Genomic DNA, 16,106 nt, shown 5'->3' with positions numbered 1-16,106 from the left:
GTTACTGCTTGGGCACACCCGCCTTGTCGCGGATGCTCTTGAATTCCGATCCTGCCTTCCATTGCGGCCAGCGCGATGAATTCGCCAGTTCCGCGCCGATCGTGCCGATCAGTTCGATGTCCTGCACCGCGCCGTCGAGGTTCCACTCGGGGCTCCAGGCGTCGCACGCCTGGTGATAGCACTGGCCGGTATAGGCATCGATCCACGCCTGTCCCGCTGCGCTGCCGCCTTGCTTGAGGTTCGCCGCGCCTGCGATCCCCATCAGCAGCATCACCGGCACGCCGCGCTTGGCGAAGGAGAAATGGTCGGCGCGATAGAACAGGCCGCGCTCGGGCAGGCTTTCGGGCGTGATGGTGCGGCCCTGGGTCGCGGCGACGCGCGCCATGTCGTCCTCCAGCGTGTTCTGGCCCTTGCCGACCAGCACGACATCGTTCGCTGCCCCTGCGGTCTGCAGGATATCGAGCCCCAGATTGGCGACGGTCCTGTCCATCGGGAAGACGGGATTGTTGGCGTAGTATTCGGAACCGAGCAGGCCGCGCTCTTCTGCCGTCCATACGCCGAACACGACGCTGCGCTGCGGCGCGGGCCCTGCCTTCATTGCGCGCGCTATCTCGAACATGCCTGCGATCCCCAGCGCGTCGTCGTTCGCTCCGGCGCGATAGATGCGCCCCTGTGCGTCCGGCTTGCCCTCGCCATAGGCATCCCAGTGCGCGCCATACATCACGATCTCCTCGGGCCGGGTGGCACCGGTAATCCTGGCGAGCACGTTATGGCTGGCAACGACCTCCTGGGTCACGGGGATGTCCGCGCCCAGCGTCACGCCTTTGAGATCAACCGGGCGGAAACCGGGTGCGCGCGCGGCGACCTCGAGCTTGCCCAGATCGAGCCCTGCTGCCGCGAACAGCCTTGCCGACATCTCCTTCGACAGCCAGCCCTGCAGCTTGAGGCTGCTCAGGGCTTCGGGCGCGCGGACGATATCGTAATTTTCGCCGCCCGGGCTGATCACGACGTTCCAGCCATAGCCGACGCCTTCGGCATTGTGGACGATCAGCGCGGCGACCGCGCCCTGGCGCGCAGCTTCCTCGAACTTGTAGGTCCAGCGGCCATAATAGGTCATCGTCCGGTCGCCGAACTTGCCCGCGACAGGCTCGCCGGGCTGAGCGGCGAAATCGGGATCGTTGATCAGGAACACCGCAACCTTGCCCTTGAGATCGGCGCCCTTGAAGTCGTCCCAACCGCGCTCGGGGGCTTTCACGCCATAGCCGACGAAGACAAGCGGCGCGTCGGCGATCTTTGCGGCATCATCGGGGCGGATGGTGGAGAGGTAGATATCCTGCGCCAGCACCGGCGCCATCGCGCCCTTGGGCGTGGCGAACGCCAGCTTTGTGGGCGTCCCCAATCTTGTGTGGAGCAGCGGCACCTTCTGCAGCCAGCCGCCGTCGGTCCCCGCAGGCTCGAGCCCCAACGCCTCGAACCGCGCGATGAGATAGCCCAAAGTCCGCTCCTCGCCGCGCGTTCCGGGCGCGCGGCCTTCAAACACGTCGGAGGCCAGCGTGCGCACCGTCTCGGTCAGGCGGTCGGGATCGATGGTCATCGCAGATTGGGCATAAGCGGGGGACAGGGTGACAGCGCCAAGGGCTGCGGCGAGCGCGAGTGTGCGGGTTTTCATGGGGTCAGGTTATAGGGCTTGGGCGCATCCGGGCAAGCCGCGCGCAGGGCCATGCGAAAACGGGGATAATGCCCCCGGGAAACGCTGCGAATCTGCGATATTAACGGACTATAACCCCCACAACGGCGCAGTCGCGCGATCACGCCTTGCGACGCCCAGGTTTTGCCGCAACCATATCACCGGTGTCGCACGAACCGCGGCCTTCGACGCATCATTATGCGCGCTGGCCACTCAAGGGGACAGGCGGACATGGGTGGGGATACGCGGCTGTTGCTGGGCGTCGCCGACGCCATCGGGATCGATGACGAGATTGCGCTGCTGCAGGCGCTGGGCACGCTTGGCAAGAACTGGAAGACACTGGCGGGTGACGTAGACGGTGCCGGGTCGGCGCTGGACCTGCTCACCGCGATCGCCAAAGGTGCGCAGGGCGAAGCTGTCGCTGCAGCATTCGGCAGGATCGGCGCCGAAGATCAGCTTGCGACATTGCAGGGGGCCGGAGAGCGGCTTGGCAGGCTGACCGACCAGGTGCAGTCTCCCTTGGCAGTCCTGCTCGAACCGATCGGGCGTTTCGACGAAACCAGAAATGGCGCCGACCATGGCCTGGTGCGCTGGTCGCTGGCCAAATCGATCGGCACCGCGAGCGACGGCCCGGAAGACGCGCCCAGTTATGCACTGTCGCTTGACGCCGATGCGGCGCTGACGATCGAAGCGGGCGCGCGGTGGCCATACAGCGATATCGTGCCCGGACCATTGCTGCGGTTGCGCGCGGAAGGCAGCCTGAAGCCCAAGGCGAGCGCAACGCTGCCGTTTACCGGCGGATCGGCGACCGCCAGTGCCAGCGCCAGCGCGGCTTGCGCGCTCGAATATTTCTTCGCGGTTCCTGATGTCGATACCGTCTACGCCGCAGCGGTGGCCGACCGGCTGGGCCAACTGGTCGATCCGTTCGATTTCGATGCTGTGTGGCGCGGCTTCAGCGACGGCGGCTTGATGGGGCTGCATTACGGCTTTGACGGCAGCGTTGGGGTCAATGTGTCGGTGTCGCTGGCCGACGCCGGCGCGCTGGCGCAGGGCATAAAGGCGCAGATCGGCGCGACCGTGGCGATGAGCTTCGCGCTGGAGGGGCGCTTTTTCCTGACCTTTCGTGCCGCGCCCCGTGGTGGCGATGGCCTGCCCCGGATCGAGGCGGTGTTGTCGCGTGGGCAGACGCAGCGCAGCGGCGCATCGCTGGCGATCGGGGGATCGATCGACGTATCGACCCTCGCCACAAGGGTGCACGCGATCCTGGCGGGCGCGCTGGGCGAGTGGGACGCGGTGCTGCAGGAGATCACGCCGTATCTGGCGCCGGGCACCTGGCTGCGCAGCAACGCAGGCGGCGTCATCGACGCGCTCGCAGCGGATCTGGTCAAGGACGCGGCGCTGGCCAAGGCGCTGGCGCAGGACCTTACCGGCGTGATCGCCGCCGGGGAACCTGACGAATCCCAGCTCGCAGCCTGGCTTGGCGAGCGGCTGGCAGGCGGGCTCGACGCCGCGCAGGACTGGGCGGGCGATCAGGCCGCAGCCGCAGACCACATGCTCGATGCGATGGGCCGCAGCCTTCCGGTCTTTGCGCAGGTCCAAGTACGACACAAGCTTGGCACCGCGGCATCGCAGCTGGTCAAGCAGGCTGGTGACGCATTGCGCGGTAAGGTCGAGACGCTGTTCACCGCCAACGCCAAGGCGCTGGGCCAGGCGCTCAAGGATGCCGGGGCGATCTCGGACAGGCAGCTCGATGGCGCAGATGCGGCGTTTGCCGGCGTGCGGGCGCTGATCGCGCGCTATGATGCGCTGTTCCGCAAGGTTCTGACCGCCACCGAAAACGCCGCGCGGGCCAAGCTGTCGATCGCGATGCAGATCGAGGAAGCGCGGGTTGCATCGCAGGCCGTGGAGATCGCGGGCACCTTTGTTTCGAACGGCGTCGGCGCGCGGGCGGCGTTCCGCGCGCTCACCCGCGGCGACTTTGCCGCCCTGATCGCGCTGATCGATTCAGGCGGGCGCGACGGCTTCGTGCTCGATCCGGCCCGGTCGAGCCTCAGGCGCTATGCCGCAAGCACCGGCAAGTTCGGGTTCGAGGTCGTGCTGATCGAATTCGGCGGCAGCGTCAGCGAACTGATCGAAAGCGAGGCGAGCGTGTTGGTCGATGGCAGCGGCAATGTTCAGGTCGATGCCAGGGGCAAGCTCGAAAAGCGCTTCAAGGGCCAGGACGCCGAACAGGAAATCGCGCTGATCAGCAGCTACGCGCTCGTCCGCGCCCGGGCGTTGGCCGCCGCACCTGCTGCCGCCGACCGCAGCATGGGGCTGACGGTCACCGTTGGCCATATCGACAGAAAGCTTGAACGGCACGAAGTGGACCGGTTCGTCGCAAGCCTCGCCGACGCCGGGCTTGTCGACGCCTCCGCCCGGCAGCGCGCACAGGAGGTCTACACGCGGTGGACCGGCAACCTGGCCAACAAGGGCAGGCTGGAGGCCACAGCGCAGCTCAGGCTGGCGCTCGACCGGGCGGCGATCGGCAATCTTCTGGCCATCGCGTCGGGGCCTGGAGGGCTCAGCGTCGCGGAGCGCAGAAAGATCGTCCGGCGCGCCTTCGACACGCTGGCCGATAGCGTGCCGTTGCACCGGCAGCTGATCGACCGGACGATCGCGTTCCTCGCGAAAGCCAATCCGAAGCTGTCGCTCGAAGACCTGCTGATGGACGAAGGACGCACGCGGCGCGAACTGAAAGTCGTGGTCTCCGGCTCGCACATCAGGCAAGTCGCGCCCGAACACGAGCCATTCGACGATGCCATGCGGCTGGCGCACGGCATGCTCGCGATGATCGAGAGGCTGCGCGCGATCTATTTCTCGACGCCCGAACAGCGCAGGGACAACGACCCTGCCAGCTGGAGCCCTCAGGACTATCGCGATGCGCAGCGATCGGCGGTGAGGGCGGTGCGCGAGTGGCTGCAGCTCAACGCGGTGCTGTTCTGGACCAACTCGAAGGTCCACGCCCGCACCCTTGCCTTCCTGCAGACGCTGGCGTCGCTGGCGGGTGTCGACCCGGCCGACCGGGTGTCGCTGACGCTGTGGCGCAACGGCCGTGATGACAGGCCCGAGACGGTCGTGCTCAGCCATGGCCCGGCGCTTGGCTGACCGCATATTTGCGTGGGCTTGTGGCGGCCACTGGCATGCGCGCCGCCCCGCCCCATATGCCTGTCATGCAACCGGCTGAAATACCGCATAACAACACCAGCAGCCGCGCGGTCACCGTGTGGTACGATGGCGCCTGCCCCTTGTGTCTGCGCGAGATTGCGCTGATGCGGCGGCTCGACCGGCGCGGAGCGATTGCATTCGTCGACGTATCGACGCCTGACAGCGTCTGCCCGATCGATCGGCGCGACCTGCTGGCGCGGTTTCATGCGCGCGAGAACGGCGTGATGCTGTCGGGGGCGGCGGCGTTTGCGGCGATGTGGCGCGCGATTCCGGCACTCAAGCCGCTGGGCTGGGCCGCGCGCAATCGCGTGGTGCTGGGCGCGCTGGAATGGCTGTACCTGCGGTTTCTGGTGCTGCGGCCGAGGCTGCAGAAGATGGTCGCCGGCCGATGACCGCAGCCGCGCTGTTCCCGCCGACACGCGCCGATGCGCTGGCACGGATGACCGCCTTCGTGCCGCGTGCGGCGAGCGAATATGAGCAGCTGCGCAATACCGATCTTGGTCCAGGCCGGCATCATGCGGTGTCGCAGCTGTCGCCGTATCTGCGTTACCGCATGCTTGCCGAACAGGAGGTTGTCCAAGCCGTGCTGGGCCAGCATCCGCTGCAATCGGCGGAGAAATATGTCCAGGAGGTGCTCTGGCGGACCTACTGGAAGGGCTGGCTCGAGATGCGACCGCAGGTCTGGACACGCTTTGTGGCCGAGCGGGACCGGCAGCGCGGGTCCTTCGACGATGTTCGCGGGATCGCGGATGCCGAGGCGGGCCGAACCGGGATCGAAGGCTTCGACGACTGGGCGAGGGAACTCGTCGAAACCGGCTATCTGCACAACCACGCGCGGATGTGGTTCGCGTCCATCTGGATCTTCACGCTGCGGCTGCCGTGGGCGCTGGGTGCGGATTTCTTTCTGCGCCACCTGATCGATGCCGATGCCGCGTCCAACACGTTGTCGTGGCGCTGGGTGGCGGGGCTGCAGACAGTGGGCAAGCATTATCTCGCCACCGCCGATAACATCGCACGCTACACCGGCGGCCGCTTTGCTCCCAAGGCGTTGGTGGAGCAGGCTGAACCGCTGACCGAGGCACCTGTCGGATCTGCCGCCCCGATATCGCAGCTGGCACCGTTCGATCCGAAGGCCGCTGCGCTGCTGCTGGTCACGCCGGAAGATCTGCATCCCGAATCGCTATTGTCACGCAACGCTGACTGGCGGGCTGCGGTCATCATCAACGACGACAGCCTGCTCTGGGGCAAGGCTGCGCGAGGCTTCGTCAACGATGCGTCGATCGATGCCTTGAGGCGGGCGTCGGGACATTATGGCTGCGATACCGGCATCGCGACCAGCTTTGACCCGGCTCGGCTGATCGAGGCCGCGCAAACATGCGGCGCGCGCCAGATCGTGACCGCCTGTGCGCCGGTGGGGTTGGTTGCCGACGCACTGTCGCGGCTCGCCCCAGCGCTGGCTGCCGAAGGCATCGCATTGGTGCAGGTCCGACGTGCCTGGGACGAAGTGTTCTGGCCGCACGCGAAAAAGGGGTTCTTCCCGTTCAAGCAGCAGATGCCGGATCTGCTGGCCGAGATCGGAATACCGGGCAGGTAATCAGATCCCCAGCGCGGCCTTCCATTGCGCCAGCCGCAGGTCGCGCGCGCGCGCATCGATCTGCGGCTCGAACACCTGCGTGCTCGACACCATGACCTTGGCGTCCTCGAGCGAGGAATAGAGCCCCGCGCCGACCGCCGCGAGGATCGCTGCGCCGCGTGCGGTCGTCTCGACATCGCTCGGGCGTTCGCACGGGATAGCCAGCACATCGGCGATGTCCTGCGCCAGCCAGTCGTTGGCGCTCATGCCCCCATCGAGCCGCAACACCGACCAGCCCGCGCCATCGGCGGCAAACGCGCGCGCCAGATCGTGGAAGACGTTGGCGACCGATTCGAGCGCGGCGCGGATGATGTGCGCGCGGGTGGTCGAAAACGAAAGCCCGGTGATGCTGCCGCGCGCATCGGGCAGCCAATAGGGCGCGCCAAGGCCCGACAATGCCGGCACCACGACCACGCCGCCGCTATCTGGCACCGACCGCGCCAGCGCCTCGCTCTCGGCGGCATTGCCCAGCAGGCCGATGCTGTCGCGCAGCCATTTGACCAGGCTGCCTGCGACGAACACCGATCCTTCAAGCGCAAAGGTCCGCACGCCATCGATCTCGCACAATACGGTGCCGAGCAGCCGGTGTTCGGAACGCGGCGGGGTTTGCCCCATATTGGCGAGCACGAACGCGCCGGTGCCCAATGTCGCCTTGGTCTGGCCGCGCGCAAAGCAGCCCTGGCCGATGGTCGCGGCCTGCTGGTCGCCCGCCAGCCCGGTGATCGGGATCGCCGCGCCCAGCAGATCAGCTTTGGTCAACCCGAACGCCCCCGTGCTCGCCACGACCTCGGGAAGCGAGCCGCGCGGAACGCCGAACAGGTCGCACAGCCCCGCGTCCCAGGACTTTGCTGTCAGCCCGAACAGCGAGGTGCGGCTGGCATTGGAGACATCGGTGATGTGCGCGCCGTCGGTCAGGTTCCACACCAGCCAGCTTTCGACCGTACCAAACGCCAGCCGATCACCCAGCGCCGCTGCCCCTTCGACGTTCTTCAGGATCCACGCCATCTTGGTGGCGGAGAAATACGGGTCGAGCAGCAGCCCGGTGGCGGTCTGGATCGCAGGCTCGTGGCCATCGTCGCGCAGGCTGCGGCAGTGGTCTTCGGTGCGCCGGTCCTGCCAGACTATTGCGCGGCACAGGGGCTTGCCGGTGCTGCGGTCCCACGCGACGACGGTCTCGCGCTGGTTGGTGACGCCGATCGCCTCGATCCGGTCGGCGCCGCCCGCGCGCTCAATCATCGCCCGCGCGCAATGCAGCGTCTTGTCCCAGATTTCGGCGGCGTCATGCTCGACCAGGCCCGGCGCGGGGTAATGCTGGGTGATATCCTGCTGCGCGCTCGCGACCGTATCACCGGTCAGCGTGTACAGGATCGCGCGGGTCGAGGTGGTGCCTTCGTCGAGCACCAGCAGAAAACGATTGTCGGTCATGAAACGGCTTCCTCGGCCATGAAGCGGCGCAGGCTGTCCTGCTCGGGTTCGGACAGGCGCAGCCCCAGCTTGCTGCGCCGCCACAAGACGTCATCGGCCTCGCGCGCCCATTCATGCGCCATCAGATAGCGCACTTCGCGTGCCGTTAGGCCGTGGCCGAAATACTCGCCGCAGTCTGCCAGGCTTTTGGCATCGCCCAGAATTGTGGCCGCCAAGGTTCCGTAAGACCTGATCAGGCGATCCGCCCATTTCGGTTCAAGGAAGGGATAACGATTAACCAAGTCGGAGATTTTCTGATCCACCTCGTCGACGCCAAAGTCGCCGCCGGGGAGCGGCCTTGTGTCGGTCCAGTGCGCGCCTGCCAGCGCGGGGATGCGCTCGCCCATGCGGTCGACCGCCTCCTGCGCCAGCGTGCGAAACGTCGTGATCTTGCCGCCGAACACCGAGAGGATCGGCGCGCCTTCATCGGCATCGCTGACATCGAAACGATAGCCGCGCGTCGCGGTCTCCGGCTTGCCCGAGCCATCGTCGACCAAAGGCCGCACCCCCGAATAGCTCCACACGACGTCCGCCGGGGTTACCGGCCTGGCGAAGAACCGGCTGGCACCCTCGCACAGATAGGCGATCTCCTCGTCGCTGGCGACGATGGGCTCGCCCGGCTTGTGGTCGCTGTCGGTGGTGCCGATCAGGGTGAAGTCCTGCTCATAGGGGATCGCAAAGAAGATGCGGCCATCGGGCAGCTGGAAGAAATAGGGGAACGGGTGATCGAACAATTTGCGCACCACGATGTGCGATCCGCGCACCAGCCGTATCGCCTGTCGGGGCGTCTCGCCGCTGCGACCCAGAATGCCGAGCACCGACGGCCCGGCGGCGTTGATCACCGATCGTGCGGTGAACGAACCTTGCGCGGTCTCGATGCGCCACAGGTCGCCGTCCCGCTCGAGCTTGTTCACCGGGCAGCGGGTATGCACCTCGGCACCATGATCCGCCGCGTCGCGGGCGTTCAACACCACCAGCCGGGCATCGTCGACCCAGCCGTCCGAATAGATAAAGCCATGGCGGAACTCCGGCTTGAGTGGCACGCCTGCCGGGTGCCGGTCGAGCCGGATCGTCTCGGTTGCGGGCAGCAGCTTGCGCTTGCCGAGATGGTCGTAGAGGAACAGCCCGAGCCGCAGCAACCAGCGCGGGCGCAGCCCCTGCACCCATGGCAGCACGAACCGCATAGGCCAGATGATGTGCGGCGCGATTTTCCAGAGCTTCTCGCGCTCGCCCAGCGCCTCGCGGACGAGACCGAACTCGTAATGCTCCAGATAGCGCAGCCCGCCGTGGATAAGCTTGCTCGAGTTGGACGAGGTGCCGCTGGCCAGATCGTCCGCCTCGAGCAGCAGCACCTTGGCGCCTCGCCCGGCCGCATCGCGCGCAATGCCTGTGCCGTTGACGCCGCCGCCGATGACGGCAACGTCGAAGATAAAGGTTTCTTCGGGCACATCTTGCTCCATCGGGGGTTAACTGCCGCTAGCGGTGCGACGGCAGGCGGCGCGCGAACATATCGGCTTCCTGCAGATAGGCATAGTCCGGCAGATTGCGACCAGCCGAGCAACCTTCGCCGCTCCCGCTCGTCCAGTCAGGGTCACGTCCGGCGAGCAGAACCGGAAAAATGTGATCCCCCCTTCATCATCATCTCCGTTCCGGCCATTTTGTCCGGGGCCATCTCAGTGAGTGCGAAAGTCATGATCAAGATCAAGTCAGCCATGGCGCGCGCGATGAAGCGATCGAGCGCGCGCAATCTCAGCGCAGCGAACCGCCTCGTCCAGGCGACGCTGGCCGCCAACCTGCCGGGCGGCCTGCCAAGCGGAATGGCGCGCCGATCGATGGCCCGCGGGAAGGTTGGCCTCGCGGCGCTCGAAGCGCTGCAGAAATCGATGCCATCGATCACCACGCCGCCTGTAACCCCGCCGACCAAGCCCGCCAAGACCAGTTCGAAGGCCGCAAAGCCTCGCGTGCCTTCCACCAAAGGCCGCTTTGCCGCGCATCGCTATAGCGGACCCGAAGGCAGCCTCGATTACTGGCTCTATCTGCCCCCCCAAGCGCTCGAAGGCCTTCCGGTGGTTGTCATGCTGCACGGTTGCACCCAGAACCCCGAAGATTTTGCGCGCGGTACCGGGATGAACGTGCTCGCCGATGAGCTGGGCTTGATTGTCGCCTATCCCGCCCAGCCGGCATCGGCCAACATGAACAAGTGCTGGAACTGGTTCCGGCCGAGCGATCAGCAGCGCGGCGGCGGCGAACCTGCGCTGATCGCGGCGATGACCGGCGCGATCGTGGCCGACACCGGCGCCGACAAGGCCCGCGTGTATGTTGCAGGATTGTCCGCAGGCGGGGCAGCCGCCGCGATCCTGGGCGCTGCCTATCCCGATGTTTACGCGGCAATCGGCGTGCATTCGGGCCTCGCCTGCGGTGCGGCCAGCGATGTGATGTCGGCCTTTTCGGCGATGCGCAGCGGCCCGGGCACTGCCCGCGGCCAGGCGCGCCAGGGCAGGTTCGTACCGGTCATCACCTTCCACGGCGACAGCGATGCGACCGTTCACGCGGTCAACAGCGCGCGGATCATCGCCGACGCCTCCGGCCACATCGGGTCGCCGCTGACCGTGACCAGCGAAACCGGCAGCAGCGATGCCGGACGCACGTTCACCCGCGAAACCAGCCAAGGCGCCGACGGCACGGTCCAGATCGAGCAGTGGACCATCCACGGTGCGGGCCATGCCTGGTCGGGCGGCACCGATGCCGGCACCTACACCGACGCCAGCGGCCCCGACGCCTCGCGCGCGATGATCGCGTTCTTCCTGCAGCACCGCCAGCCTGAACCGTCTTGAAATCGGCGGGCAGCCGGGCGATGCTGCGCGACACGCGCCAGCCGGAGGAGACGACATTGCCGTGAGCGCCAGTTTTGTTCTGATGCCTGTTATCGGGTCCGTGCTTGCATCGGTGGCTGCGATGGCGTCGACCCAGGCCACCGACGAGCCCAGCGTCACCGATCTGCGGGGTCGGTGCGACTACCGGCCAGAGGTGCTGAAAAGCATCCTGCCGGATACCGGCCTCGCGCTGTGCAATTCGGTGCGGATCGAGCGCAACGCAGACGCGAGCGTCATCGACTTTCGCCAGACGCTCGGAGGCTCCCAGTTCCGCTATGAGGGGACCTGGACCGGGGACGGCATGGCGATCAACCGCCTGGCGATCCGGGGTCGCGCGCCCAAGCCGGCAACGGGTGATTGCACCGTCTATCGCAATGCAGGACAGATCTCGACCATCACCTGCATCGCAAAGGCCGAACGCAAGGCCTTCGCTGCCAACTTCGTGGCATCGCGCGTCAACCGGTAACGGCGTTCGATCCAGTCATCTTCGATCCAGATCAGCCCGTGGTCCGGCCGTGTTGCGGATAACGCAGTTTGGCATTGAGGTTCGCGCCCTTTGCGATATGTCCAGACGCCATCACCGCCTTGAACAGCCGCGTCCCGCGCGCCAGGGCGTCTCTGTCGTCGCCGCTGCAAGGGAGCAATGCTGATGGGCCGCACGTTGCGATTGATCCATTATTGGCTCACGGCATTCACGCTCGTCACCGTGGCGATGGTGGCGGTCACCGGGGTGCTGCTGTCGCTGAAAAAGGATTTCGATGTCCTGCAGCCGCCATCCGCCGCGGCGAGTGCGCCCGGCCTGCCCGCGACCCCGCTCGATCGGCTGCTTGCGGCGGTTGCCAAGGACAGCGGCAACGCCACGTTGAGCTGGCGCGATGTCGATCGCATCGATGTCCGGCCACGCGACGGCCTCGCCAAGGTCATTTTCGACGACCGCACCGAATATCAGGTCGATCTGCACACGCTCGAGGTGCTGCAGACCGGCTATCGCACCTCGGATTTCCTCGAGACGCTTCACGATTTCAGCATTCTGGGCGACTGGGGCAAATACCTGCTGTCGCTGCCCACCGGCATCGCGCTGCTCGTGCTGTGGGGCACCGGGGCGTATATGTTCATCAAGCCACTGCTGGTGAAGCGCCGCAAGCGCCGCGCCAAGGCGCTGGCCCGGTCGGCCTGATCAGTCCGCCGCCGGAGCAGGCGGCGGAACCACTTGCGGACGACGGACGATCTCCGCCAGCCCCGCTGCGCCGAGCCGCGCATTCAGTTTCGGCATGTCCGTCGCAATCGCCGTTTCAAGCGCGGCAAGCTGCGCATCGAGTTCGCCCGACAGGCTGGCGAACACCGCCAGGCTCTGGTCGGTCGGACGCGCTTCGGCGCTTTCAGCTACCCCGATCAGCCCGGCGAGCTTGTCGTTGAGCATGATCGGGAAGTTGAGCGGATCCTGGCGCGAGCGGTTGCGCACCTGATAGAGTTGCCCCTCGATCGCGCTCAGCCTGGTGTCGAAGGCGGACAGGTCAGCGCGCAACGCAGCGTCGGCGGCAGGATCGGCAGCGGCTGCAGCGGTCTGCTCCTTGATCCCCCGGATCAACAGCACCGCCTCGTTGGCCTCGCCCACCCGCTTGCTGACCTTGTTCGAGAAGTCGAACCGGGCCTCGAGGTCAGCCTGGGTCACGCCGACAAGGCGGGGGTCGGAGCGGATCTCGAACGGCTGGGTGAAGACCTCACCATCGACCGTCAGCCGCGCCTGATACTGGCCCGGAACCGCGGTGATGCCCCGGTTGCGGCTGGTCCACAGGATCATGCCGGGGAAATCGGTGAAGCCGGGGTGGCGCATCTTCCACACGAAGCGGTTGAGGCCGGGCTTCATCGTCGTGGTCGGAGCCGGACGGGGCTTGAACGGATCGTCGTCCTCGTCCTCGTCATCCTTCTTTTTCGGATCGACAGGGTTGCCGGCAAAGCTCTGGATCAGCGCGCCGTCGGGCCCGAGGATGTCGAGCGCCAGCTGCCCCGGCCGCGCGGGCAGGAAGTAGTCGATCGCCACGCCCTCGTCGACATCGCGCACGGCAGGCGCGGGCGCGAACAGGCGCTCGCTGCGCGGCGCGCCGTTCTCGAGCTGGCGCAGCACGCCGATGTTGTCGAGCACCCAGAACGAACGGCCATGCGTCGCGATCACCAGATCGTTGTCGGTCACCGCAAGATCGGAAACCTGAACCGCAGGCAGATTGCGCTGCAGCTTGCTCCAGCGCTTGCCCGCGTCGAACGACACCCACACGCCGCGCTCGGTGCCAAGATACAGCAGCCCCGGGCGCTTGGGATCTTCGCGAATGCTGCGCGCCATCTCGTCGGCGGGAATGCCGCTGGCAATCGACGTCCAGCTGCGGCCGTAATCGGTCGTCTTCATCACATACGGTGCAAAGTCGCCGAGCAGGTGGCGGTGGCCGGTGAGATAAGCGGTGCCATCGGCGTGCGGCGAATCCTCGATCGTGGTGATCTTGGTGTTCGCGGGCAGCCGCCGCGGCGTGACCTTGCTCCAGTTCGCACCGCCATCGCGGGTCAGGTGCACCAGGCCATCGTCCGAGCCTGCCCAGATCAGCCCGCGCTCGCGCCGCGAAGGCGCCAGCGCGAAGATGGTGGCATAGGTTTCGACGCCGGTCTGGTCGAGCGTGATCGGTCCGCCCGATGCACCCAGTGTCGCAGGGTCGGCGCGGGTCAGGTCGGGGCTGATCCGTTCCCAGCTCTGCCCTTCGTTGCGTGTGCGCCAGACATGCTGCGAGGTGACATAAAGGCTCTGCGGATCGTGCGGATCGAAGACGATCGGGAAGGTCCACTGGAAGCGCTCGGCGACATCGCTTGCCGAATAGCCCATCGGGTTGTCGGGATGGACGTTGATCGCGCGGCTTTGGCCGGACGTCCGGTCATAGCGATCGAGCGTGCCGCCATAGCTTCCCGCATAGAAGATTTCGGGGTTGGCGGGGTCATTGGTGACATAGCCGCTTTCGCCGCCGCCGGCGGCAAAGCCGTACTGACTGCCGAGCGCATTGACGTGCTTCCAGTCGCGCGAGGGCATGCAGATCGTCGAATTGTCCTGCTGTCCGCCGCAGACGAAATAGGGGAAATGCTTGCTGATCGACACGCGGTACATCTGTGCGGTCGGATAAGCCTGCTTGGTCCAGCTGTCGCCGCCATTGACGCTGACATTGGCGCCGCCGTCATTGGCCTGGATCATCCGCTGGTTGTTGGCAGGGTCGATCCAAAGGTCGTGGTTGTCCGAATGCGGGGTCTTGATCTTGGTCAGCGTCTTGCCCGCATCGTCCGAGCGGAAGAACTCGACGTTGAGCGCATAGACCCGGTCCTTGACCACCGGATCGGCGACCACCCGCGAATAATAGAACGAGCGTTGGCGCAGATCGCCGCTATCGTTGGTGCGCCCCCAGCTGGCACCGGCATCGTCCGAAACATACAGCCCGCCTTCGCTGGCGTGCTCGATCATGGCGTAGACGCGGGTCGCATCGACCGGCGAGACGCTGACGCCGATCTTGCCGATCAGCCCGGTCTGCGGCATGCCGGGCATGCGCGTCAGTTCGGTCCAAGTCTCGCCGCCGTCGCTGCTGCGGAACAGCCCGCTGCCCTGCCCGCCCGAGCTCATCCCCCAAGGCTTGCGCCAGGCTTCCCACATCGCGGCATAGATCGTGCGCGGATTGCTGGGATCGATCGAGATATCGACCGCGCCGGTCTTTGCATCACGGAACAGAACCTTGCGCCAGGCCTTGCCGCCATCGGTGGTCTTGAACACGCCGCGCTCGGCATTGGGTTCGCCATAATGGCCGAAGCCCGCGACATAGGCGGTGTCGCAATCCTTGGGATCAATCCGCACCCGCGCGAAATTCTGCACGTCGGCCAGGCCAATCTTGGTCCAGGTCTTGGCAGCGTCGACTGACTTCCACACCCCGTTGCCGGGCAGGATGTTGCCGCGCAGCTGGGTCTCGCCGGTGGTCAGATAAACGATATCGGGGTTGGCCTCGCACACCGCGACGCCGCCCACCGCTGCGGTATCGAGCTGGCCGTCGGTGACCGGCTTCCAGCTGATGCCGCTGTCGGTGGTCTTCCACAGCCCGCCGCCCACCGCAGTGAAATAATATTCGTTCGGACGCGCTGCGCTGCCCGTTGCGGAGATCGAGCGACCCCCGCGATCAGGACCGATATTGCGCCAGGTCAGCGAGGTGAAATAGGCCTGCTCGTCCTGCGGCAGCGGGGCGTCCTCCGCCTCTTTGGCGGTCTCAAGCTCGTTGGCGTCCTGCGCCAGGGCGGCGCTGCCCGTGAGAATACAGCAGGCAAGCCCGATCAACCGTGGCGCAAACTTCATATGGTCCCCATTTCCCGATCTGGTGCCCTGCTGCTGCGCAGCCGATGGCCCGATTATCGTTGTTGCCGCGACCATCGCGCCCAATTCGGGGAAAATCAAGCGAACTCACAGCGTTGCGGGAGACGATCGTGCGCCCGCAGAAGCCCACCGGTTATTCCGCAGGCTGCAGGCTGTCTTGCCCTGTACCGTGTTGGTCCCGCATCGCCGCGATCCGGCCCCATCCGGCCCAGGCGAGCATCGCGATCGCGAGGCCGATCCCGATCAGCGTCAACGCCAATCCGGCGCTCGAGAACGCATCCGCCCCGTAGCGGACAAGGTACACCAGCACTGCGCACGCCAGAGCAAGGCCCAGCACAAGCTTTCCGGCTAGCACGGTGCGCACCTTGCCCAGGCGGCTCGCGCCCGCCAGCAATGCGACAAGCCCGAGCCAGAACACCGAGACCAGCCCCAGCCCTTCGACGCCCAGCAACGCTGCGACCAGCGCGACCGCGAGCATCGCCGGCGTGCCCCAGACGAGGCCGGTCCACACCGCCGCCAGCCTTGGCGCGGGCCTGCCGTTGGTCTCGCGCTTGGCGAAATAGATGCTGAGGCCGCTTGCCACGATCGTGCACAAAGCGGTGCCGAAAACGAGATAGGCCAGCTTGACGATCAGCCCGCCCCAGTTGCCGAAATGGACATTGTAGACCGCGCCGGTGACCTGCTGGCCGACCGTGCCATCCGAAATCCCGACATTGCCCTTGAATTCGCCTGTCGCGGTGAAGTTGTAATAATCGCCGAAGATCAGCCGATCGGAATGTTCGGCGATGACGTTGATGTGCTGCCCTGCGGTGCCGGGATCGTGCAGGATGAAATAGGTGACGTTGAGATCGGGATATTCGC

Annotated in this window: 11 protein-coding genes; 6 read left to right on the top strand and 5 right to left on the bottom strand. The window is 66.2% G+C overall.

Going from position 1 to position 16,106, the window contains the following annotated elements; translation table 11 throughout:
- Position 1: 1 nt before the first annotated feature.
- A complete protein-coding gene (locus ACK4R0_RS15935; RefSeq protein ID WP_409676248.1) occupies positions 2-1,669 on the bottom strand; it encodes a M20/M25/M40 family metallo-hydrolase in 1,668 nt (555 codons plus the stop codon).
- A gap of 249 nt (positions 1,670-1,918) precedes the next feature.
- Here ACK4R0_RS15935 and ACK4R0_RS15930 point away from each other — a divergent pair, with 249 nt between their 5' ends.
- From ACK4R0_RS15930 to ACK4R0_RS15920, 3 genes are all read left to right on the top strand, one after another.
- On the top strand, positions 1,919-4,834 hold the full coding sequence (locus ACK4R0_RS15930; RefSeq protein WP_409676245.1) for a hypothetical protein: 2,916 nt from the start codon (positions 1,919-1,921) through the stop codon (positions 4,832-4,834).
- A gap of 65 nt (positions 4,835-4,899) precedes the next feature.
- Positions 4,900-5,286, top strand: coding sequence for a thiol-disulfide oxidoreductase DCC family protein (locus tag ACK4R0_RS15925; protein ID WP_409676242.1), 387 nt, complete (start codon positions 4,900-4,902; stop codon positions 5,284-5,286).
- The gene (locus ACK4R0_RS15920; protein WP_409676239.1) at positions 5,283-6,488 is read left to right on the top strand and encodes an FAD-binding domain-containing protein; all 1,206 of its coding nucleotides are present in this window, start codon (positions 5,283-5,285) and stop codon (positions 6,486-6,488) included. The genes ACK4R0_RS15925 and ACK4R0_RS15920 overlap by 4 nt, the downstream gene beginning before the upstream one ends.
- Here the strand turns inward: ACK4R0_RS15920 and ACK4R0_RS15915 are convergent, their stop codons facing one another.
- Both ACK4R0_RS15915 and glpD read right to left on the bottom strand, forming a co-directional pair.
- Complete coding sequence (locus ACK4R0_RS15915) at positions 6,489-7,952, bottom strand: glycerol kinase (protein ID WP_409676236.1); 1,464 nt, start codon at positions 7,950-7,952, stop codon at positions 6,489-6,491.
- A complete protein-coding gene (gene glpD / locus ACK4R0_RS15910) occupies positions 7,949-9,439 on the bottom strand; it encodes a glycerol-3-phosphate dehydrogenase (RefSeq protein ID WP_409676233.1) in 1,491 nt (496 codons plus the stop codon). Before glpD ends, ACK4R0_RS15915 begins: the two co-directional genes overlap by 4 nt.
- A gap of 243 nt (positions 9,440-9,682) precedes the next feature.
- Between glpD and ACK4R0_RS15905 the strand changes: the two genes are divergently transcribed.
- The 3 genes from ACK4R0_RS15905 (at position 9,683) to ACK4R0_RS15895 (ending at position 12,041) form a co-directional block, all read left to right on the top strand.
- On the top strand, positions 9,683-10,825 hold the full coding sequence (locus ACK4R0_RS15905) for an alpha/beta hydrolase family esterase (RefSeq protein WP_409676230.1): 1,143 nt from the start codon (positions 9,683-9,685) through the stop codon (positions 10,823-10,825).
- A 61-nt stretch (positions 10,826-10,886) separates the two neighbouring features.
- Positions 10,887-11,330, top strand: a complete 444-nt coding sequence (locus ACK4R0_RS15900; RefSeq protein WP_409676228.1) for a hypothetical protein — start codon at positions 10,887-10,889, stop codon at positions 11,328-11,330.
- A 183-nt stretch (positions 11,331-11,513) separates the two neighbouring features.
- Positions 11,514-12,041: a PepSY domain-containing protein gene (locus tag ACK4R0_RS15895; protein ID WP_409676226.1), complete on the top strand. Its 528-nt coding sequence runs from the start codon at positions 11,514-11,516 to the stop codon at positions 12,039-12,041.
- On the opposite strand, the gene ACK4R0_RS15890 is transcribed toward ACK4R0_RS15895, so the two are convergent.
- Positions 12,042-15,227, bottom strand: coding sequence for a WD40/YVTN/BNR-like repeat-containing protein (locus ACK4R0_RS15890; protein WP_409676223.1), 3,186 nt, complete (start codon positions 15,225-15,227; stop codon positions 12,042-12,044). It abuts the gene before it with no gap.
- A gap of 151 nt (positions 15,228-15,378) precedes the next feature.
- A partial coding sequence (locus tag ACK4R0_RS15885; protein ID WP_409676220.1) for a PepSY domain-containing protein occupies positions 15,379-16,106 on the bottom strand: 728 nt, incomplete at its 5' end.

This window comes from Blastomonas sp. (assembly GCF_046294995.1).
GTDB lineage: Bacteria > Pseudomonadota > Alphaproteobacteria > Sphingomonadales > Sphingomonadaceae > Blastomonas.
Note: the sequence above shows the minus strand (reverse complement) of the source record. Positions and strands in the feature narration are given on the sequence as shown.

What these genes read in the sequence shown, in the direction of transcription:
- ACK4R0_RS15920 (WP_409676239.1), top strand. Translation starts at nt 5,283, where the DNA reads ATGACCGCAGCCGCGCTGTTCCCGCCGACACGCGCCGATGCGCTGGCA.
- ACK4R0_RS15915 (WP_409676236.1), bottom strand. Translation starts at nt 7,952, where the DNA reads ATGACCGACAATCGTTTTCTGCTGGTGCTCGACGAAGGCACCACCTCG.
- ACK4R0_RS15930 (WP_409676245.1), top strand. Translation starts at nt 1,919, where the DNA reads ATGGGTGGGGATACGCGGCTGTTGCTGGGCGTCGCCGACGCCATCGGG.
- ACK4R0_RS15935 (WP_409676248.1), bottom strand. Translation starts at nt 1,669, where the DNA reads ATGAAAACCCGCACACTCGCGCTCGCCGCAGCCCTTGGCGCTGTCACC.
- ACK4R0_RS15925 (WP_409676242.1), top strand. Translation starts at nt 4,900, where the DNA reads ATGCAACCGGCTGAAATACCGCATAACAACACCAGCAGCCGCGCGGTC.
- ACK4R0_RS15895 (WP_409676226.1), top strand. Translation starts at nt 11,514, where the DNA reads ATGGGCCGCACGTTGCGATTGATCCATTATTGGCTCACGGCATTCACG.
- ACK4R0_RS15905 (WP_409676230.1), top strand. Translation starts at nt 9,683, where the DNA reads ATGATCAAGATCAAGTCAGCCATGGCGCGCGCGATGAAGCGATCGAGC.
- ACK4R0_RS15890 (WP_409676223.1), bottom strand. Translation starts at nt 15,227, where the DNA reads ATGAAGTTTGCGCCACGGTTGATCGGGCTTGCCTGCTGTATTCTCACG.